The organism is Streptomyces sp. NPDC051322 (assembly GCF_040689485.1).
Taxonomy (GTDB): domain Bacteria; phylum Actinomycetota; class Actinomycetes; order Streptomycetales; family Streptomycetaceae; genus Streptomyces.
The window spans coordinates 175,178-194,169 of record NZ_JBFBAK010000006.1; the positions used below are offsets into that span (position 1 = coordinate 175,178).

At 71.1% G+C, this 18,992-nt stretch carries 20 protein-coding genes; 13 read left to right on the forward strand and 7 right to left on the reverse strand.

Features of this window, described 5'->3' with window-relative positions; all coding sequences use genetic code 11:
• The first annotated feature begins 46 nt into the window (after positions 1-46).
• A complete protein-coding gene (locus tag AB0436_RS16140; protein WP_366468492.1) occupies positions 47-1,072 on the forward strand; it encodes a hypothetical protein in 1,026 nt (341 codons plus the stop codon).
• Positions 1,073-1,108: 36 nt separating this feature from the next.
• Here AB0436_RS16140 and AB0436_RS16145 read toward each other — a convergent pair whose 3' ends face one another.
• Complete coding sequence (locus AB0436_RS16145) at positions 1,109-3,244, reverse strand: prolyl oligopeptidase family serine peptidase (RefSeq protein WP_366468493.1); 2,136 nt, start codon at positions 3,242-3,244, stop codon at positions 1,109-1,111.
• Positions 3,245-3,515: 271 nt separating this feature from the next.
• Between AB0436_RS16145 and AB0436_RS16150 the strand changes: the two genes are divergently transcribed.
• The 6 genes from AB0436_RS16150 (at position 3,516) to AB0436_RS16175 (ending at position 9,108) form a co-directional block, all read left to right on the forward strand.
• Entirely contained in the window at positions 3,516-3,710 is a 195-nt protein-coding gene (locus tag AB0436_RS16150; RefSeq protein WP_365849717.1) for a hypothetical protein, read from the forward strand.
• A gap of 74 nt (positions 3,711-3,784) precedes the next feature.
• Positions 3,785-4,690, forward strand: coding sequence for an N-acetyl-1-D-myo-inositol-2-amino-2-deoxy-alpha-D-glucopyranoside deacetylase (gene mshB, locus AB0436_RS16155; RefSeq protein WP_366468494.1), 906 nt, complete (start codon positions 3,785-3,787; stop codon positions 4,688-4,690).
• Between the two features lie 55 nt (positions 4,691-4,745).
• Positions 4,746-5,153 (forward strand): DUF6113 family protein, encoded by a 408-nt coding sequence (locus tag AB0436_RS16160; protein WP_366468495.1) that lies wholly within the window; start codon positions 4,746-4,748, stop codon positions 5,151-5,153.
• 164 nt (positions 5,154-5,317) lie between these two features.
• A complete protein-coding gene (locus AB0436_RS16165) occupies positions 5,318-7,261 on the forward strand; it encodes a hypothetical protein (RefSeq protein ID WP_366468496.1) in 1,944 nt (647 codons plus the stop codon).
• Positions 7,262-7,426: 165 nt separating this feature from the next.
• Positions 7,427-8,371, forward strand: coding sequence for an ABC transporter ATP-binding protein (locus AB0436_RS16170; RefSeq protein ID WP_366468497.1), 945 nt, complete (start codon positions 7,427-7,429; stop codon positions 8,369-8,371).
• Positions 8,368-9,108, forward strand: coding sequence for an ABC transporter permease (locus AB0436_RS16175; RefSeq protein ID WP_366468498.1), 741 nt, complete (start codon positions 8,368-8,370; stop codon positions 9,106-9,108). The genes AB0436_RS16170 and AB0436_RS16175 overlap by 4 nt, the downstream gene beginning before the upstream one ends.
• A 34-nt stretch (positions 9,109-9,142) precedes the next feature.
• Here AB0436_RS16175 and AB0436_RS16180 read toward each other — a convergent pair whose 3' ends face one another.
• The gene (locus tag AB0436_RS16180; RefSeq protein WP_366468499.1) at positions 9,143-10,369 is read right to left on the reverse strand and encodes a transposase; all 1,227 of its coding nucleotides are present in this window, start codon (positions 10,367-10,369) and stop codon (positions 9,143-9,145) included.
• Positions 10,370-10,383: 14 nt separating this feature from the next.
• Between AB0436_RS16180 and AB0436_RS16185 the strand changes: the two genes are divergently transcribed.
• From AB0436_RS16185 to AB0436_RS16195, 3 genes are all read left to right on the forward strand, one after another.
• Positions 10,384-10,542 carry an Arc family DNA-binding protein gene (locus AB0436_RS16185; RefSeq protein WP_366468500.1) on the forward strand — a complete coding sequence of 53 codons (159 nt, stop codon included), beginning with the start codon at positions 10,384-10,386 and terminating at the stop codon, positions 10,540-10,542.
• A gap of 87 nt (positions 10,543-10,629) precedes the next feature.
• Positions 10,630-11,775: a histidine kinase gene (locus AB0436_RS16190; RefSeq protein ID WP_366468501.1), complete on the forward strand. Its 1,146-nt coding sequence runs from the start codon at positions 10,630-10,632 to the stop codon at positions 11,773-11,775.
• Between the two features lie 20 nt (positions 11,776-11,795).
• Entirely contained in the window at positions 11,796-12,401 is a 606-nt protein-coding gene (locus AB0436_RS16195; RefSeq protein ID WP_366468503.1) for a response regulator transcription factor, read from the forward strand.
• 34 nt (positions 12,402-12,435) lie between these two features.
• On the opposite strand, the gene AB0436_RS16200 is transcribed toward AB0436_RS16195, so the two are convergent.
• On the reverse strand, positions 12,436-12,924 hold the full coding sequence (locus AB0436_RS16200; protein ID WP_366468504.1) for a DUF2000 domain-containing protein: 489 nt from the start codon (positions 12,922-12,924) through the stop codon (positions 12,436-12,438).
• Positions 12,925-12,973: 49 nt separating this feature from the next.
• Between AB0436_RS16200 and AB0436_RS16205 the strand changes: the two genes are divergently transcribed.
• Positions 12,974-13,798 (forward strand): AraC family transcriptional regulator, encoded by an 825-nt coding sequence (locus tag AB0436_RS16205; protein WP_366468505.1) that lies wholly within the window; start codon positions 12,974-12,976, stop codon positions 13,796-13,798.
• Here AB0436_RS16205 and AB0436_RS16210 read toward each other — a convergent pair.
• Positions 13,791-14,636: a transglutaminase-like domain-containing protein gene (locus AB0436_RS16210; protein ID WP_366468506.1), complete on the reverse strand. Its 846-nt coding sequence runs from the start codon at positions 14,634-14,636 to the stop codon at positions 13,791-13,793. The genes AB0436_RS16205 and AB0436_RS16210 overlap by 8 nt on opposite strands.
• Positions 14,637-14,670: 34 nt before the next feature.
• Entirely contained in the window at positions 14,671-15,666 is a 996-nt protein-coding gene (locus tag AB0436_RS16215) for a GNAT family N-acetyltransferase (RefSeq protein ID WP_366468727.1), read from the reverse strand.
• Positions 15,667-15,779: 113 nt separating this feature from the next.
• Here AB0436_RS16215 and fdxA point away from each other — a divergent pair, with 113 nt between their 5' ends.
• Complete coding sequence (gene fdxA / locus AB0436_RS16220; RefSeq protein WP_003985062.1) at positions 15,780-16,100, forward strand: ferredoxin; 321 nt, start codon at positions 15,780-15,782, stop codon at positions 16,098-16,100.
• Positions 16,101-16,208: 108 nt separating this feature from the next.
• On the forward strand, positions 16,209-17,306 hold the full coding sequence (gene dapC / locus AB0436_RS16225) for a succinyldiaminopimelate transaminase (protein ID WP_366468507.1): 1,098 nt from the start codon (positions 16,209-16,211) through the stop codon (positions 17,304-17,306).
• Between the two features lie 87 nt (positions 17,307-17,393).
• On the opposite strand, the gene AB0436_RS16230 is transcribed toward dapC, so the two are convergent.
• Together AB0436_RS16230 and AB0436_RS16235 are read right to left on the reverse strand one after the other, a co-directional pair.
• Entirely contained in the window at positions 17,394-17,690 is a 297-nt protein-coding gene (locus tag AB0436_RS16230; RefSeq protein ID WP_366468508.1) for an ATP-binding protein, read from the reverse strand.
• A 354-nt stretch (positions 17,691-18,044) separates the two neighbouring features.
• On the reverse strand, positions 18,045-18,992 hold the full coding sequence (locus AB0436_RS16235) for a hypothetical protein (protein WP_366468509.1): 948 nt from the start codon (positions 18,990-18,992) through the stop codon (positions 18,045-18,047).

Below are 18,992 nucleotides of genomic sequence, written 5' to 3' on the forward strand. Positions count from 1 at the left end.
GTTGTTCCGCTTGTTCAACCGCCGTGCCGCAGTGGATTATCACCGCGTGATACTCACTCGAGGCGCGCGGACCACCGGCGCGGTCATCTGTGCCCTGCTGGCGCTGATCGCGCTGTCCTGGGTCGTCAGGGACCTCTCCACCGCCGACGGACCGGTCCAGCTGTGGCGGTTCTGGGAGGCCGGGCCCTCGGGCACGGCGCAGGCATCCCTGACCACCACGCTCTACGACCTGATGCTGGTGGTGGTGTACGCGGTCGTCGCCGTGGCCGCGCTGCGTTCGCCGGTCGCGGGCTCCGCCCTGGTGGCGACGGCGGTGGTGACCCTGGTGCTCAGAGTGCCGGGGCTCTGGGTGCAGAACGCCGACAGGATGAGTCACTGGTCCTCCGACGAACTCCGGTTCCGCGCACTCGTGTCCACACTGATCGCGCTCGCCGGGGCGTTCGCCCTGATCATCACGGTGGCGGCCGGACGCAGGCCGGCCGACGGCGCACAGCAGGCGCTGCCGACCCGGCCGGGGCGCGGGCCCGCGGTCACCGCCGGCCTCCTGCTGCTGCTCGCCGCGCTGGTCGGGGCCGGCTGGGAGATCTACTGGATGCGCACCCTGCTGCTGGGCGTCGGCCCGAAGGTGTACAGCTACCGGTTCACCGGCCAGCGGGGCATCTTCATGCCCCTGCTGGGCGTCCCGGCCGGGTGGCTGGCGGTGCTGATGACGCTGCTCCGTGTGGTGGCGGCGATCGGGGCCTTCGCCCGTGGTCCGTTCGCCCGGCCGCTGGGTATGGTCGCGGCCGCGGGGCTGACCGCGTCGGGGGCGCTCAGCTCCTCGTTCGCGCTGCGCTTCCATCTCTTCTCGCACTTCGCGGATCGGGGACTGCGGGACCAGCTGTCCCTCCTCACCGCGGTGTTCGCCCTGGTGGCGGGCGTGGTGGTGCTGGTGCTGCTGGCCATGAAGGGCGAAACCGCCACTGTCGGCCGGCCGCAGCCGTTGTGGCAGCAGCCGGCGGGACAGCGCGGCGGTGGTTTCGGCCCCCCGCTGTCTCCGCCGCCACCGTCCTCCCCGCCGCCGGGGTGGTGACCGGGGCGGGCCCACCGAGCCTCTCCGGCCAGGGCGTTACTCGGGCCGCGCTGCTGCCAAGGAGCGCTTGAGGAAGTCCACTTGGAGCAGCAGCAGATTCTCCGCCACCTGCTCCTGGGGCGTCATATGGGTGACCCCGGAGAGCGGCAGCACCTCGTGCGGGTGGCCGGCGGCGAGCAGGGCCGACGAAAGACGCAGGGTGTGGGCCGCGACCACGTTGTCGTCCGCCAGACCGTGGATGATCATCAGCGGCCTTGCGGGGCTCTGCGGTGCGGAAAGACCGTCGTCGGTGACCAGTGAGCTCGCCGCGTACGCCTCGGGCCGCTCGGCCGGGTCGCCGAGATAGCGCTCGGTGTAATGCGTGTCGTACAGCCGCCAGTCGGTGACCGGGGCGCCCGCGACGGCCGCGTGGAAGACGTCGGGACGGCGCAGCACCGCCAGCGCGGCGAGATAGCCGCCGTACGACCACCCCCGGATCGCGACCCGGTCCAGGTCGAGCGGGAAGCCCTGCTCGGCCAGGCCGTGCAGGGCGTCGATCTGGTCGTCGAGGGTGAGCGGGAAGTTGCCGCTGATCGCCTTCTCCCACGCGGGGGACCGGCCCGGGGTGCCCCGGCCGTCGGCGACGACCACCGCGAAGCCCTGGTCGGCGAACCACTGCGAGGTGAGATACGGGTTGTGCGCGGCGAGCACCCGCTGGCCGTGCGGTCCGCCGTACGGATCGAGCAGCACCGGAAGCCTGCCGTCGGTGTCCCGGTGCCCGGTGGGGAGCAGGACGGCGCACGGAATTCTGCGTGCGCCCCCTTCGGTGAGTTTCACGCGGGGGGTGAGGCCCGGATCCTCCGCGAACGAGGCGATGGTGGCCACCTCCTTCCCGTTCCGCAGCACCCGGACCGTCGAGCCGGGCAGTTCGGGACGGGCGGACACCAGGACCGTCAGCTCGCCGGAGCGGACCGCCGAGTGCACCCCGGCGCCCTCCGAGACGCGGGCGACGCCCAGTTCATTGACCCGGTAGACATGGATCTCGCCGGTCTCCGGCTCGGCCGCCGCCTCGCCCGCCGACGCCGAAATCAGGATGTCGTCAACCGAGATGTCCAGCACCGCCCGAACGTGCAAATCCGGTCCGGTCAGCAGCCGGTCGCCGACGGCGAGCACCCGTGCGCCCCCTTCGTCGGCGATCCGCACCAGGCCACCGGCCGGCGCCCAGGCCGGCACCCCGGGGCAGAGGTCGAGCCACACCTCGTCCTCGTCGACGTGGACGGTCCGGGTCGTGCCCGATTCGGTGTCGACCCCGAGGTACAGCTGGCTGCGCTGGTCACGTGCCTGCACCAGAAGAAGCGGAGCGCCACTCTCCGACCAGTGCACACCGGCCAGATACGGATACCGGGCACGGTCCCAGACCACCTCGGTCCGAGAGCCGTCCAGCGCGTAGAGATACAGCCGCACCTCGGCGTTGGGCGTGCCCGCCGCCGGGTAACCCACCTCGGCCGGCGCCCGGTCCGGATGCGCCGGATCGGCGATCCACCAGCGCTTGACGGCGCTGTCGTCGGCCCGGGCGACCAGCAGCCACCGCGAGTCCGGCGCCCACCAGTAACCCCGGTTGCGGTCCATCTCCTCGGCGGCGATGAATTCCGCGAGACCGTAGGAGGTGTGCTCGTCCTCCGGCTCGGCGAGCGCCCCGTCCCCTTCGCCATCGGCCCCGACGACCCGCAGGGCGCCACGGCTCACGTAGGCGATGCGGCGGCCGTCGGGGGAGGGGCGGGGGTCGAGCACCGGCCCCGGCACCGGGATCTCCCGGGTGGTCCCGGCCCGCAGCTCGGCGGTGAACAACCGGCCGGACAGGGCGAAGGCGGCCAGCTCGACCGCCGCGTCGACCGCATACCCGACGATGCCGGCCGAGCCTTCCCTGCTCCGTTCGCGGCGGGCCCGCTCCTGGGCCGACAGCCGTTCGGCCGTCCCGCCGAGCAGGGCGTCCGGGTCGGCGGCGACCCGCTCCCGGTCGCCCTGCCCGAGGTCGAGCACCCAGAGGCGGTTGGCGCGGTCGGTGCCGGAGGGGGAGCGCAGGAAGATCACCCGCTCCCCGTCGGGTGACACCGTGAAGGCGCGCGGCACACCGAGGGAGAAGCGCTGGGTCCTGGCGAACCGGCGCGGGAAGGACAGCTGTTTCGACGTCATGCGACCGAACTTAGACCGGACGGAGCCCTGCGGGCGGGCAGTTTCCGGGCCGGTGGTGCCTGCCGCGTGCCGGGACCGGTGTGGCGGGCGGGTCAGACCGGGGGCACTTGCCGACTGATGTTGTCGGCTGCGCGTGCATGCGCCCCTCGTGCGCCGGTGCATCGATCATGCAGAGCTCCGGATAGTTATGATCCGTAGCGCTGGGTGGGTATGACGCTACCGGCAGTGGTGGCCATGTCCCTGGACCGTACGCAAATGGAGGTGAACCGTCATGGCACTCTCGATCTCGGCGGTGGTGCTGCTGGCGATCATCGTCGTGCTGCTGGTGAGGAAGTCCGGGCTCAAGGCCGGGCACGCCATGGTGTGTGCGCTCCTCGGCTTCTACCTGGCCAGTTCGTCCGTGGCACCCACCATCCATGACCTGACCACCAACGTGGCGGGGATGATCGGCGGTATCAAGTTCTAGAGCCTCCGGTGCCGCGCTGCCCGGTGTCACGCCGCGCGGCCGGTCCGTGCCGGAACGGCTCGTAGGCTGTCCCCATGGTTTCCCCGACGGATCTCCCTGCGCGGCGTCTGCTGCTGGTGCATGCGCACCCCGACGACGAGTCGATCAACAACGGCGCCACGATGGCCGCCTACGCGGCCGCGGGAGCCCACGTCGCCCTGGTGACCTGCACGCTGGGCGAGGAGGGGGAGGTCATCCCGCCCGGGCTCGCCCATCTGGCGTCCGATCGGGACGATGCCCTGGGGGAGCACCGCATCGGTGAACTGGCCGCCGCCATGCGGGAGCTGGGCGTAGCGGACCACCGCTTCCTCGGCGGCCCGGGCCGGTTCCGCGACTCCGGGATGATGGGCGTCGAGCAGAACCGCCGCGAGGGCGCCTTCTGGAACACCGCGGTGGACGACGCGGCTCCGTATCTGGTCGGGGTCATCAGGTCGCTGCGGCCGCAGGTGCTGGTGACCTATGACCCCAACGGGGGTTACGGCCACCCCGACCACATCCAGGCGCACCGCGTCGCGACGCGCGCCGCCGAACTCGCGGCCGAACCGGCTTACCGGCAGGATCTCGGAGAGCCGCACACGATCGACAAGGTCTACTGGAACCGGGTGCCGCGTTCGGTGGCCGAGGAGGGCTTCGCGCGACTGCGGGCCGCCGGTACGGAATTCCCCGGGATCGCCGAAATCGGCGATGTGCCGGGGGTGGTGGACGACGCACTGATCACCGCGGAGATCGACGGCACCGCGTACACGGCGGCCAAGTCCGCCGCGATGCGCGCCCATGCCAGCCAGATCGCGGTGGACGGACCGTTCTTCGCCCTCTCCAACGACCTGGGGCAACCACTCTTCGTGCGGGAGTACTACGAACTCGTACGGGGCGCCTCCGGGGCGCCGGACGGCGAGCGCGAGACTGATCTCTTCGCGGGAGTCCCCGGAGCGGACGCCTGAGAGACCCGTGCGGGGGCGCAACTGACCGACGAGAGCAGCAAATGAAAGCGAACATATGAGTACGAACCACACCGGAACCGGCATGGCGGCACCGTTGAACGGCGGACGGGTTGCCGGTTACGCCGGCCTGCTCGTCCTGGGGGCGCTGACCGGCGTCGCGGGCGCCCTCGTGCAGGGCGACTGGTTCCCCGGTGGCCTGGTGCTCGCGCTGCTCGGCGCCGCGGCCCTGTTCTACGGCGGCCGAATCACCACCGGAACCGGCGTGGGGGTAGCAGCGCCCGCCCTGGGCTGGTTGATCGCGGTGATCCTGCTGACCGCCACCCGTCCGGAGGGCGACTTCGTGTTCGGCGCCGGCGTGGGTTCCTACGTGTTCCTGCTCGGCGGAATGGTGGCTGCTGTGATCTGCGCCACGCTGCGTCCCCCGGCGTGGCCGGCTTCCGGTTCCGCCCGACCTGGTAAGTGATGTGCCGCTTCGCCCGGTGAACCGGACGCCCTCGGCGCACTTTCGGAACCTTGCATTCCACTGGGCGGGGGGTGCGGGACCGTCATGGCCAGTATGGTGGTGCGCGCCGCCGAACCTCCCGCACAAGTAATAACGGGCGGCGGAGCCAACCGGGAGAACCTGCCTTGAGTCGTGAAACTGACAGTTCGTCCACCGGCCCCCAGGGGCGTGGCGGAGCCGCGTACCCCTCGGGTACGCCGCCGTACGGAACCCGCCAGTCTCCGGAGGACGCCGTGTCCCCGGCAGCGGCCGCCGCGCCGCAGCCGGAAGAGCCCAGGACCGAAACCACGCTGACCACGCGTATCCGGATCAACATCCCCGGCTCGCGGCCGATTCCGCCGGTCGTCATGCGGACCCCCATGGGCCAGAGCGACCTTTCCGACGCTCCGGATCCGGAGCGTACGGGGTCCACCCCGCGCCCCCGCGAGCCCGAACCGGAGCCGGTGGCCGAGGAGCCGGTGGCCGAACGGCCGACGAGCGACTGGTTCGCGCCGCGGAAGCCCGCCGCCGCTGCGGCGCCCGCCACCGCGGCCGAACCGGCCGATCCGGGCACCACCGGTGACGGTCGACGTCCCGGCCTCCCCTACTTCTCGGAGCCTCCGCAGCGCGGATCCGGCGCCGTCGGCGCGGGCCCCACCGGGCCGACCACCGGTCCGGTCCTGGGCACCGGTTCGCTGAAGCCGCCGCTCGAAACCCGGCCGACCGGTTCGTCGGGCGCCGTGCCGCCGCCGATGTCCGATGACACCGCGGTGCTGACTCCGCAGCCGCCGGCCCCCGGCTTTCCGTCGGCCGCCGAAGGCTTCCCGTCGGCCACCGACGGTTTTTCACCCACCGCCGACGGTATGCCCGCGGCCGGGTATCCGGGGCCGCAGACCCCCGCGGGCGAACTGGACGAGGACGGCCCGTTCGGTCCGACGGGCGGCCATGTCTCGGGGCACACGCTGAACAGCGGTATCCCGGTGGTCCCGCCGGAGCGCCGCGCGCCGTTCCCGCCGGGCCCCGCGGCCGGTCCCGGCCCCCGGGGCTCCGATGGCCCCTCGCCCTACCCTCCGTCGCCCTCGCCGACCCCCGCTGCCGCTCCGTCGCCCGGGCCCGCCGCGGTCCGTCCGGCCACGCCCGGAAGGAAGGGCCGCTCCAAGCTGGGGATGGCCGGCGTCGGTCTGGTGGTACTGGCCGGAATCGCCTATGGCGCGGGCCTGTTGATGAACCACTCCGATGTGCCCAAGGGCACCACCGTGCTCGGCGTCGACATCGGCGGCGGCACCAGGGACGAGGCGGTCAACAAGCTGGACAGTGCGCTCGGCAAGCGCGTCAACGCGCCGATCCCGCTCAGCGTCGACGGCCGGAAGACCGAACTCAAGCCGGCTGCCGCCGGTCTCTCCCTGGAGACCCAGGCAACCGTGCGCCAAGCAGCGGGCAGCGACTACAACCCGGTCTCGGTGATCGGTTCGCTCTTCGGCGGCGAGCGCGTCATCGACCCGATCCTGCCGACCGACCAGGAGAAGCTGAGCGCCGCGCTGAGCGACCTGGCCGGCGGATCGGGCTCCGCTTCCGAGGGCACCATCAAGTTCGAGCCGGGCAAGGCCGTTGCCGTACCGGGCAAGGCCGGCAAGGGGCTGGACGTCAGCAGGTCGATGGTCGCCGTCCGGGACGCCTACCGCACCCAGGTGCAGACCGGGACCGCACACACCGTCGTGCTGCCGGTCGTGACACGGCAGCCGACCATAAGCCAGACCGAGATCGACCGGGCGATGAAGGAGTTCGCGAAGCCCGCGATGTCGGGTCTCATCACCATCAAGGCGGGCCCCAAGCAGATCCAGTTCGGCCCCGAGAGGTCACTGCCGAAGATCCTCTCCATGACGGCGGTCGACGGACGGCTGGTCGAGGTCTACAACAAGCCGGCCATCACCCAGCTGCTGGACGGCGTTTTCGACGGCATCATGATCACCAAGGGCGACGGCAAGAAGCACCAGGTGTCGGCCGACGACGTGGCGCATGCCATGCAGAGCGCGCTGCTCGGCACGACCCCGGCGGAGCGTACGGCCACCATCGACCTCAACCCGAGCTGACAACCGCCCTGCGGAAGCCGCCGACTGCCCCTGCCCCGAACTCCGGGCAGGGGCAGCCGCGTACGGCCGGTCAGCCGTGCCCGCACCCGGATATGACATCTGTCATCGCCGAATCACGACAACCCGCTCTGCCGCCCGGCACCCGCCCTGCGGGAAGCTGGCTCCATGACGAAGACAGCTGCTTCCACCACGGTGGTGAGCTTCGAGAAGGTGAACAAGAGCTACGGCCAGGTCCGCGCCGTGGCCGGTCTCTCGCTCCAACTGCACCCCGGCGAGACCGTCGCGCTGCTCGGCCCGAACGGCGCGGGCAAGTCGTCGACGCTCGACCTCCTGCTCGGCCTCCGCAACGCCGACTCCGGCACCGTCCGGCTCTTCGGCACGACACCCGAAGAGGCCATCAGGGACGGCCGGGTCGGCGCCATGCTGCAGAGCGGCGGCCTGATGGAAGACGTCACGGTGCGCGAACTCGTCAAGCTCGCGTGCGATCTGCACCGCCACCCGCGTCCGGTGCACGAGGTGCTCGAGCGCGCCGGTATAACCGAGATCGGCGACCGCATGGTCAACAAGCTCTCCGGCGGTCAGGAGCAGCGGGTCCGCTTCGCCCTGGCGACGGCCGGCGACAACGATCTGATCGTTCTGGACGAGCCGACCACCGGAATGGACGTCTCCGCCCGGCACGCCTTCTGGGCCACCATGCGGGAACAGGCCGACCAGGGCCGCACGGTGCTCTTCGCCACTCACTACCTGGAGGAGGCCGACGCCATCGCGGACCGGGTCCTCGTCCTGCACAAGGGCCGGCTGCTGGCCGACGGGACCGCCGCCGAGATCAAGGCGAAGGCCGGCGCCCGCCGGATCGCCTTCGACCTTGACGGCGACATCGACGAGGCGGCGCTGCGCGAGCTGCCCTTCCTGACCACGTTCTCGCTGTCCAACGCCGGCTCCGGCGCGGGGTCGCGCCGTACGGTCCGCATCCAGTCCACCGACGCCGACGCGACGGTGCACGCGCTGTACGGCCTCGGGCTGTATCCGCACAACCTCGAAGTCGCGGGACTCGGCCTGGAGCAGGCCTTCGTCGCCATCACCGAGGCCGAGGAGGCCAAAGCAGCATGAGGACCCTGATCAAGCTCGAGATCACCCGCACGCTGCGGAACAAGAAGTTCATGTTCTTCTCGATCCTCTACCCCTCGATGCTCTACCTGATCATCGCGAGCGGAGCATCCTCCAGCGACAAGGTGGACGGCACCAACCTCACCCTGCAGAACTTCTACGTGGTGGCGATGGCATCCTTCGGCGCGCTCACCGCGGTGCTGATGGGCAACAGCGAGCGCATCGCCAAGGAACGCGAGAAGGGCTGGGTCCGTCAGCTCCGGCTCACCTCGCTGCCGGGCCGCGGCTACGTCCTCGCGAAGATCGCCAGCGCGGGCGTGGTGACGCTGCCGTGCATCGTGGTGGTCTTCGTGGTGTCGGCCTTCGCCAAGCACGTCCGCTTCGACACCTGGCAGTGGCTCGCCCTGACCGGGGTCATCTGGGTCGGCAGTCTGGTCTTCGCCGCGCTCGGCGTCGCCATCGGTTACATCGCCACTGGTGACGCGGTCCGCCCCATCACGATGATCGTGTACTTCGGCCTGTCCATCCTCGGCGGCCTCTGGATGCCGACGACGGTCTTCCCGCAGTGGCTGCAGAACATCACGGAGTGGCTGCCGACGCACGCTTACGCCGCCCTCGGGCAGTCCATCGAACTGGGCGGCTCACCGCACGCCAAGGACGTCGGCATCCTCTTCGTCTACTTCCTGCTCTTCGCGGGCGGCGCCGCCTGGCTGTACCGGAAGGACACACTGAAGGCTTGAATCCTCCCCCTCATGAACGAGGCGGATTCCTGGCTCAGGCTGCCTCCGGGAGCGGCGCCCCCGAAGGTCTTACGCCCTCGACGCCAGCCGGGTTGAGACCAGCCCGGACGAGCATCACGCGGGCGGAGTTCTTGTCCCTGGGGGATACGGCTCCGCACGTGGTGCAGGTGTAGGTGCGTTCGGAAAGAGGAAGCGCGTGCTTGGTTCTCGCTCCGCACGATGCGCAATCCATGGTGGTGTGCGCGGGGTGCACGAGTCGGATGTCCCGCCCGTGTTTGCGGCCCGTCTCGATCAGTGCCTTCTTGGTGGCGCCGATTGCCGCGTCTGCGGCTTTGCGAGCCATGGTGGTCTTGGCGAGGAACTTCGGCCGGAAGTCCTCGACAGCGATGGCGTCGTGGTCGGTCACGACGCGCTTGGTCCATTTGCGGGCGGTGTCCTGCCGCTGCCGGGCGATCTTCGCGTAGATCTTCGCCCGCCACTTCTTCGCCTCGCGGTAGCCCTTCGAAGACGCCTGTTTCTTCTTCGGCCTGCGGCGGGCCGTCATCCGGTCGTACCGGGTCAGCTTCTCCTTCGCCTTCTTGCCGTGTTCGGCGTGGGGGAGGTCGTGGGCGTCGCTGGTAGTGGTGGCGGTCTCCTTGACGCCCCAGTCGACTCCGAGGACGGCCCCGGTCGTGGGGAGCGGCTGGATCTCGGTTGTGACGACGAACGACGCGTACCAGTGCCCCACCGCGTCGCGGTACACGCGCACCGAGGAGGGTGCGGCCGGGAGTTCGCGGGACCACACCACCGTCAGCGCGATACCGCCCGCGAGATGCAGGCTGCCGTCCTTCAGCCGGAAGCCCCGGGTGGTGTAGTTCAGGCTCGGGTCAGCTTCGCGCTTCCTCTTGTGTCGGGGCATGCCCGCGCGCTGCCGCATCGGCAGGCCCTTTTCCATGTCCTTCAGGGCCTTGGAGCGGGACTTGGCGAAGTCCCGGATGATCTGCTGCTGCGGCACAGAGGCGCCGTCGCGGAGCCACGGCAGTTTGGCGCGGGCCTCGGTCAGTATCTTGTCGAGCTGGGCCGGGCCGCATGTCAGTTTGTCGTCCGGGTGCGCCCGGTTGTGGGCGTGCACGGTGCGGGACTTGGCGACGCATTCGTTCCAGATCCACCGGCAGCGGTCCCACTCGGCGAGCAGTGCGGTCCGGGCGGTCGACGACACGCGAAGCCGGTAGGTGTACCGGGCGTGCCCGGCACCATCCCGCTGCTTCCATGGTGTCGTCATGGCATTATTTTAGCATGGAAGACGAGAAGCGGATTTCTCTCCGCCTGCCAACAGACCTGCATGCACGCCTCGTTGAAGCGGCCGGCGCCGACCGGCGGTCCCTCAACTCCGAGATCGTCCACCTGCTTGAGGTCGCCCTCGGATCGGCGCGCGGAGACGACCAATCGCCCTGACGGCGATTGCTCTGCCCCATGCCCCGCTACGCGGGAGCTTCGATTCCTTCCCGCCCTGAAAGACGGGGCATCCTCGAAGGAGACAAGGTGAACGAGGAACACGAGATCCGGATCGGCAGGGTGCCGGCGAACATCCGGCAGGCCGGCGCGAAGATGCTCTGGATCGGCATCTGGCTGATCTTCATGAGCGCTCCGCTGGGCAAGCTGCTGGACGGTGGCTACACCACCCTGCACGAGGCGCTCGGCTGGAGTGGCCTGGTCCTCTTCGTGGCTGCCTATCTGGTCCTCGTCTTCCGGCAGACCGCCCGTACCTTCTCGGTCCGGGTGGTCTACGGCACCCTGGTCCTTCTCGCCCTGCTCGCCGTGGGGCTCACCCTCTCGCTCGGCTCCGCCTGGCTGGTCCTCTTCGTGTACGTGGCGGTGAGCTGCGGGGCCGTCCTGCCGTTGCGGACGGCCACCTGGGGGATCCTCGGTGTCACCGCGCTGATGTGTCTGCTCGCGCTCGCCGGCGACGATGCCGCCGGGCGGATCAGCTCGCTCATCGTCCCGGCCCTGCTCGGCGGCTTCGCGATGACCGGAGTGCGACAACTGGTCCGTACCACGGTCGAGCTGAGGGCGGCCCGTGCCACGGTCGCCCAGCTCGCGGCCAACGAGGAACGCCTGCGGATGGCCCGCGACCTGCACGACCTGCTCGGCCACTCCCTTTCGCTGATCACCCTCAAGTCCGAACTGGCCGGCCGGATGCTGCCGGACCGCGCCGACCAGGCGGCGGCGCAGGTCGCCGACATCGAACGGGTCAGCAGGCAGGCCCTGACGGACGTACGGGAAGCGGTCACCGGCTACCGCCGCCCGACCCTGCCCGGTGAACTGGCCGGCGCCCGCACCGCTCTCGCCGCAGCCGGCGTCACCGCCGACCTGCCCGCCGACTGCTCCGTCGACGACCTCTCCACCGACCAGGAGGCGGCGCTGGCCTGGGCGCTGCGTGAGGGGATCACCAACGTCGTACGGCACAGCGGAGCCAAGCGGTGCACCGTCTCCCTCACCGCCCGACAGACCCTCGACGGCCGCCGCTGCGAACTCAGAATCGCCGACGACGGCCGGAACGCCGTCCTCGCCGCGCGCGGCAACGGGCTCACCGGCCTGACGGAACGCCTCCACCAGGTCGGCGGCTCGCTCGATACGGAAGCCGACCGGGGTTTCATCCTCACCGTGCGGGTCCCTCTAGCGCCGTGACCGGCAATAGGATCCCGGACATGATCAGGCTCTTGCTCGCTGAGGACCAGTCGATGGTCCGGGAGGCTCTCGCCGCGCTGCTCGGTCTCGAGCCGGACTTCGAGGTGGTCGCCCAGGTGGCCCGGGGCGACGAGGTGCTGGCCGCGGCGCGAGCCCGGGCGGTCGACGTCGCGCTGCTCGACATCGAAATGCCGGGGATGACCGGCATCGAGGCGGCGGCCCAGCTCCAGCGCGAGTTCCCGGCCCTCAAGGTCGTCGTTCTCACCACCTTCGGCCGCCCCGGCTATCTGCGCCGGGCCATGGAGTCGGGCGCCCACGCCTTCCTGGTGAAGGACGCCCCGGCGGCCCAACTGGCCGACGCGGTGCGCAAGGTGCTGGCAGGCGAACGGGTCATCGACCCGACCCTGGCCGCCGCCGCCCTCTCGGACGGAGCGAACCCGCTGACCGCGCGCGAGCGCGATGTGCTGCGCGCCGCGGCGGACGGCTCCACCAACGCGGAGCTGGCCGCCGCGCTGCACCTCTCTCAGGGCACCGTCCGCAACTACCTCTCGACCGCCATCCAGAAGCTGACGGCACGCAACCGGGCGGAGGCGGTGCGGATAGCCCGCGAGAAGGGCTGGTTGTAGACCGCCGCTCAGGCGTGCATGTCAGGCGTGCATGTCAGGCGTGCATGCGGGCACCCTTCAGTACCTTGTCCACCGCGTTGCGCGGCCCGTAGACGGCCAGCCCCACCAGGTCGAGCTGATCCCGGGGCACCGCTCGTACCGCCGCGCGGTTGTCCCTGTCGTTGCCGGTGGCGAACAGGTCCCGGGTGAAGACCGCCCTCGGCAGGGCGCGGGACAGCACCCGCCCGTGCGCGGTCGTCAGCGTCTCCTTCGAGCCCTCGAAGATCAGGACCGGCTGACGGAACATCGGCAGGTAGGCGGTGCCGTCGGCGTCCGCGTACGGCTCGCCGACCACTTCGGGCACGGTCGAGCCGAGCCCGCTGACCAGGAAAGCCGTCACATTCAGCCGTTGCCACGGCTCCAGGTCGTCGCGCAGCAGGACGGCGATCTTGGTGTCGAATCGGACTGCGGCTTCACGGGCCGGGGTTTCGCCGGGTGCGGCTTCGCGGGGCGCGGCTTCACGGGCCGGGGTGTCGGTTCTCATGGTTCGAGACTGCCGAGTGCCCGGTCACGCCGTCTTGTACGTTTCTTGCATGGTGTCCCGGCAGGAGGTCTCCGCATGGCGCCCGCCCGTCGCGGGGGTCGTGGAGGTCTTCCACGCCCACTTCACCGAGCATGCCTACCCGATGCACGTCCACGACGCGTGGACCCTGCTGATCGTCGACGACGGTGCGGTGCGCTACGACCTCGACCGGCACGAACACGGCACCCCGCACGACACGGTGTCGCTGCTTCCGCCGCACGTGCCGCACAACGGGTCGCCGGCCACGCCGGAGGGCTTCCGCAAACGGGTGCTGTATCTGGACATGACGCAGCTGGACGCCGGTTTCATCGGCCCCGCGGTGGACGGCCCCGACCTGGTCGACCCGGTGCTGCGTCGGCGTATCGGACAGTTGCACACCGCTCTGGCGCACCGGGGCGACGAGCTGGAGGCGGAGAGCCGGCTGGCGCTGATCAGTGAGCGGCTGCGCGGGCATCTGCGGCCGGGCCCGACGACCCGCGGCCCGGATCCGGGCCGGGGGGTCGCCCGCACGCTGCGTGAACTGCTCGACGCGCGGCTGGTCCCCGGCGTGACCCTGGACGAGGCCGCTGCCCTGGTGCACGCCCATCCCGCACATCTGGTCCGGGCCTTCAGCGGGGCCTACGGCATCACCCCGCACCAGTACCTGATGTCCCGCCGGATCGACCGGGCCCGCCGGCTGCTGCTCGACGGGCAGCGGCCGGGGGAGGTCGCGGTGGCCACCGGGTTCTACGACCAGTCCCACCTGACGCGGCATTTCAAGCGGGTGGTGGGCACCGCGCCGGGACGCTACGCCCGCACCCGCACCGGCATCCGCGTTCGTACGGGCGTCAGTTGAGCCTCGCCCGCGCGGATCTGGCCCGCTCCCGGACCGTCTCGGCGGCGGCCGGTTCCACCGCGGCCACGACCTCCGCGTACTCCTCCAGTTCGGCGGCGCCGCGCAGGAAGTCGCCGCGTTCCACCAGCAGACGGGCGTGTTCGTAGCGCAACCGGGCGGGGTGTGCGGGGAGCAGCAGGGACAGTTCGACGGCCCACAGCTGTACGTCGGTGCGCTCCGGGCGGGCGGCCGCCCAGGCGCGGATGTTGTTGAGGATGCGCAGGACGATCGCCGGCGGGTCGGCCGGAGCGAGCATGGACGGGTCGAGCGGCGCACCGGTGGCGCCGGTCACCAGCAGGCCGGCGTCCTGCCGGGTGAGCCGGCGGCCGCCGTCGGCCGGGTCGGCCAGGACCTGCTCCTCCGGCGGGTCGGACGGATGGCCGAAGCCGACCACGAAGTGCCCCGGGAGGCCGACCCCGTACACCGGGGCACCGGCCCGCCGGGCCACCTCCATCCAGACCACGGAGAGCAGGATCGGCAGGCCGCGGCGGCGCCGCAGCACCTCGTGCAGGAGTGAGGACTCCAGATGCCGGTAGTCGGCGGCGGTTCCCCGGTAGCCGGCTCGCGCACCGAGGATCTCGGCCAGGGCCGCTGCCCAGTCACCGGCCGCGGTGATCCCGAAGGGCAGCAGCCCGGCGAGCCGGTCCAGTTCGATCTGGGCGGCGTCGATGCCGTCCTGGCCCAGCGAAGGATCGGCCTCGGTGCCCGCCAGGAGACACAGCAGCGCCAGGTCGGGACGCGCGGCGCGCACCTCTTCGGCGAACTGCTGACGCCAGTCGGTGCGATCCCCGTCGTTCATGTCGGTCTCCTCTGCCGTCCGCCGGACCGCTGGTTCAGGCGGAGCGGAAGTGGTGGTAGCTGTGGTGCGTCTCGAAGCCCATGCCGTCGTAGAGGGCGCGAGCGGCCGCGTTCTCCTCCTCGACCTGGAGCCAGGCCGCGGAGGCACCCTCGGTCAGCGCCGTGCGGGCGAGGGCGGTCATGACGGCGGTGGCGAGACCCTGGCGGCGGGCCGCCGGGTCCACCTCTATCGCCATGAAGCCCGCCCAGCGGCCGTCGACGACGCAGCGGCCGATCGCCGCGGGCACCTGGCCGGTGCCGGCGACCGAGGCGAACCAGGTGGACGGGCCGCCGGCGATCACCTGCGTCACCTCCGGGCCCGGATTCCGGGAGCGCTGGTAGCGCGCCAGCCAGGCGTCGTCGAAGGAACGCGAGAGTGCGACCCGCGAGATGTCCGCGTCGAGATCGCCCACCGGGGCCAGCGGCCCGGTCCTGATCAGCGCCGTCACCTCACGTGTCCAGCCGCGCCGCTCCACTTCGGCTGCCAGTACCTCCTGAGTGCCCTCGTGACCGGTGGCGATCTGCAGGTAGGCGGGCAGGCCGCGGGCCGCGTACCAGTCGCGTACGTACGTGAGCGCCTCGTCCAGGGGGCGCCCCGGATCGCCGAGCGGGAGTACCGAATTGGCCCGGCGGGTGAAGCCCGCGGCGGCCCGGAGCTGCCAGTCGCCCAGCTGCTCGCTCTCCACCGGTGGCCAGGCGCGCGCGACGACCCGGGCCAGTTCGGCGTAGCCGGCCGAAGGACCGCGTCTGCGGGCCGGGGCGGCCGGGACCGTCTTGCCCGCCACCAGCACCGATTCCGGGATGCGGACCGACACGCCCGACCGTTGTGTGATGGACAGCACGCCCGCGTCCCAGGATGTGAGAACGCCGACCGTGTCGGTGAATTTCCGACCACGCGCGGCCTCGCCGGTCAGCTGCCGGACTGATACCCGTTTGCCCACGTCATCAGGTGTAATTCGGACGTCGAGTCGACCGCCGGTGGTGAATTCCACAGCTCTCGCCACCCCTCCTGTTCGGATCGTGCCCAGGAACGGAGATACTAGGTGTGGGCATCGACGACGCCGCGCTCCCGCGCAGAGCAGCCCTACCGAGGAGGAACGACAGCGTGACTTACGTCATCGCGCAGCCTTGTGTCGACGTCAAGGACAAGGCGTGCATCGAGGAGTGCCCCGTCGACTGCATCTACGAGGGCTCCCGGTCCTTGTACATCCACCCGGACGAATGCGTCGACTGTGGTGCCTGTGAGCCGGTGTGTCCGGTGGAGGCGATCTTCTACGAGGACGACACCCCGGAGGAGTGGAAGGACTACTACAAGGCGAACGTCGAGTTCTTCGACGAGCTCGGTTCGCCCGGTGGTGCCTCCAAGCTCGGCCTGATCGAGCGCGACCACCCCTTCATCGCGGCGCTGCCTCCGCAGAACGGCTGAAGCCGAAGAGCCGGTCGCTCTCAAGCCCGCGGTCCCGTACGGCGCTACCGCTGTACGGGACCGCGGTGTTTGCCCGCAGCGCCCGTCCGTACGAGAAAGTGAAGCTCCGTGTCCGCACTCTCATCGCGTCTCCCCGCCTTCCCCTGGGACAAGCTCGAGCCGTACAAGGCGACGGCTGCCGCCCACCCGGACGGCCTGGTCGATCTCTCCGTCGGCACGCCCGTCGACCCGGTCCCCGGGCTCGTCCAGGAAGCGCTGACCGCGGCAGCCGATTCGCCGGGCTATCCGACGGTGTGGGGGACTCCGGCGCTGCGCGACGCTCTCACATCCTGGTGCGAGCGGCGGCTCGGCGCGCGCGCGGTCGCGCACACCAACGTGCTGCCGATCGTCGGCTCGAAGGAGCTGGTGGCCTGGCTGCCCATCCAGCTCGGCCTGGGCGCGGGTGACCGGGTGGCCTTCCCCCGGCTCGCCTATCCGACGTACGAGGTCGGCGCGCGGCTGTGCGGCGCGGAGCCGGTGGCGTACGACGACCCCCTCGCGCTCGACCCCACGGGCATAGGGTTGCTGTGGCTCAACTCGCCGTCGAACCCGACCGGTCAGGTACTTTCCCAGGAGGAGCTGGCCCGCATCGTCGCCTGGGCGCGCGAGCACGGGATTCTGCTCGCCAGCGACGAGTGCTACCTGGAACTGGGCTGGGAGGCGGACCCGGTGTCGGTACTGCACCCGGACGTCTGCGGTGGCACCTATGAGGGTCTGATCGCGGTCCACTCGCTGTCCAAGCGGTCCAACCTGGCCGGCTACCGTGCCGCGTTCCTGGCGGGCGACGCGGAGGTGCTCGGCGAGCTGCTGGAGATCCGCAAGCACGGCGGGATGATGACGGCCGCGCCGGTGCAGGCCGCGGTGATCGCCGCGCTGGGTGACGACGTGCACGTCCAGGAGCAGCGCGCGCGGTACGCGGCCCGGCGGACGGCGCTCCGCGCGGCGCTGGAGTCGCACGGCTTCCGGATCGAGCACAGCGAGGCGAGCCTCTACCTGTGGGCCACCCGCAACGAGCCCTGCTGGCAGACGGTGGCCCACCTCGCGGAACTCGGCATCCTGGTGGCGCCGGGCGATTTCTACGGCGCGGCCGGCGAGCAGTTCGTACGGGTGGCGCTGACCGCCACCGACGAGCGGGTGGCGGCTGCGGTGAAGCGGCTGGAAGGCTGAGTCCCGGCGGGCGGGCCGATCGCGCCTGCAGACGCCGTCGAGGCCCGGGAGAGCGGCGCTCTCCCGGGCCTCGACGTGTCAGGGGCCTTACCGGCTCAGCGGCAGGCCCTTCACCGGCAGCTTGCCGGTGGGCAGGCCGCTCCGGCCGGCGATCGGCATGGCGGTGCTGCCGACGGTTCCGACGGCCTGGCCCGCGGCCGTGTGGGCCGTTCCGTCGACCGTGTTGCTCAGTCCGGCGCCGTCCAGTGCGGTCACACCGCCCAGGTTGGGGGCCTGGGGGATTTCCGCGGCGCTTGCGGCGCCGGCCGCACCGACCACGGGGGCCGCACCCGCCGCGATGAGCAGCGCGGTGCGGGCGATCCGACGGGTCAGGGAGAGGGACATGGTGCTCCTTGAGCGGGAGGGGAAAAGAAAGTCCGGCGTTCGGACGCTGTGACAACCGCTCGGGGGGAGGGGGAAGTTGCGGCGCCCCGGGTAAAGACTCTTTAATGCGTCGCATTATCTGCTTCGGCGAAAAACGGACCATCGCTGTCACGAGCGAGCGGCCGAAGAACCGTCACTTCCCTTGTCTCCCAAGGGCCTTCGGGATCGTGCGCGAAGTGTTGCTGAGCACCTGCGGGACGCTCGCCGGGCGGACCGGAAGGGACGCCTGCGGGGGACGGACCGTGCGGATGTGCGATCTCGCCCAGCGCCATGTCACCGGCGTCATTCCGTCGGCCCCGTTTCACCGGCCCTATGTCACCCGCGCTGTTTCACCAGCGCTATCCGGACCTCGCCGGCGCCCCCTGCCGTCGGTCCCGCGGACTTCGGGGCGGTCCTGCTCCAGGAATCACCGTCGGCGCCCGCCGTCCACTGCCGGCCCGCGTAGGAGACCCGTTCGATATGGAGCACGGAGGAATTGGCCACCGCCCACTGCGCGACTTCCCAGCCGCGCCGGCTCGCGGCGCTCCGGCCGGCCGCCGAACCGGTCGCCGCGGAGCTGGTGGACGTCACCGGCACGGTCACCTCGGAGCCCTGCCCGGACTGCCCGGACTGCCCGGCGGGCAGCACCCCGGCCCCGAAGGCGCGGGTCAGCCGGTAGCGCACCTTCGCCGGATCGCCCGGCAGGGTGCTCAGCACCGCCGAGCAGGTGAACGCGGCCACCTTCCGGCCGGTGAGCGCGGAAGCCAACAGCGTGGCGTCCGGCTCGTGTTTCGCGTACGCCTCCGGGAAAGCGCTGCGCTGCACCTGCTGCGCGGCGACCGTCAGCGGCAGCCGGGAGTAACCGGGGACCTGGTCGAGGTGCTCGTAGAACTTCCCGGCCGCGTAGACCGGGTCGAGGATTTGCTTCGCGGTGCCCCAGCCCTGCGAGGGCCGCTGCTGGAAGAGCCCGAGCGAGTCCCGGTCACCGTGGTCGAGGTTGAGCAGCCCCGACTCCTGCAGCGCGGTCGCCAGCGCGATGGTCACCGCGCGCTCCGGCATTCCGCGCGAGGTGCCGACGACGGAGATCGTCGCGGCGTTTACGGCCTGTTCGGGGCTGAGCTCGTAGGTGCGTCCGCCGGCCGTACCGGCGGTGCAGTGCGGCGCGCCGCCGCCGCCGCTGACGTACTTCGCGACCAGGTAACCCGCCACGGCGAGCAGGACGACGAGAGCGGCCGCTACCCGCAGGAGGCGGCCACGGCGGGGGGTGGCGGTGGGCTGGGACAC

What these genes read in the sequence shown, in the direction of transcription:
- AB0436_RS16145 (WP_366468493.1), bottom strand. Translation starts at nt 3,244, where the DNA reads ATGACGTCGAAACAGCTGTCCTTCCCGCGCCGGTTCGCCAGGACCCAG.
- AB0436_RS16150 (WP_365849717.1), top strand. Translation starts at nt 3,516, where the DNA reads ATGGCACTCTCGATCTCGGCGGTGGTGCTGCTGGCGATCATCGTCGTG.
- mshB (WP_366468494.1), top strand. Translation starts at nt 3,785, where the DNA reads ATGGTTTCCCCGACGGATCTCCCTGCGCGGCGTCTGCTGCTGGTGCAT.
- AB0436_RS16160 (WP_366468495.1), top strand. Translation starts at nt 4,746, where the DNA reads ATGAGTACGAACCACACCGGAACCGGCATGGCGGCACCGTTGAACGGC.
- AB0436_RS16170 (WP_366468497.1), top strand. Translation starts at nt 7,427, where the DNA reads ATGACGAAGACAGCTGCTTCCACCACGGTGGTGAGCTTCGAGAAGGTG.
- AB0436_RS16175 (WP_366468498.1), top strand. Translation starts at nt 8,368, where the DNA reads ATGAGGACCCTGATCAAGCTCGAGATCACCCGCACGCTGCGGAACAAG.
- AB0436_RS16180 (WP_366468499.1), bottom strand. Translation starts at nt 10,369, where the DNA reads ATGACGACACCATGGAAGCAGCGGGATGGTGCCGGGCACGCCCGGTAC.
- AB0436_RS16185 (WP_366468500.1), top strand. Translation starts at nt 10,384, where the DNA reads ATGGAAGACGAGAAGCGGATTTCTCTCCGCCTGCCAACAGACCTGCAT.
- AB0436_RS16195 (WP_366468503.1), top strand. Translation starts at nt 11,796, where the DNA reads ATGATCAGGCTCTTGCTCGCTGAGGACCAGTCGATGGTCCGGGAGGCT.
- AB0436_RS16200 (WP_366468504.1), bottom strand. Translation starts at nt 12,924, where the DNA reads ATGAGAACCGACACCCCGGCCCGTGAAGCCGCGCCCCGCGAAGCCGCA.
- AB0436_RS16205 (WP_366468505.1), top strand. Translation starts at nt 12,974, where the DNA reads ATGGTGTCCCGGCAGGAGGTCTCCGCATGGCGCCCGCCCGTCGCGGGG.
- AB0436_RS16210 (WP_366468506.1), bottom strand. Translation starts at nt 14,636, where the DNA reads ATGAACGACGGGGATCGCACCGACTGGCGTCAGCAGTTCGCCGAAGAG.
- AB0436_RS16230 (WP_366468508.1), bottom strand. Translation starts at nt 17,690, where the DNA reads ATGTCCCTCTCCCTGACCCGTCGGATCGCCCGCACCGCGCTGCTCATC.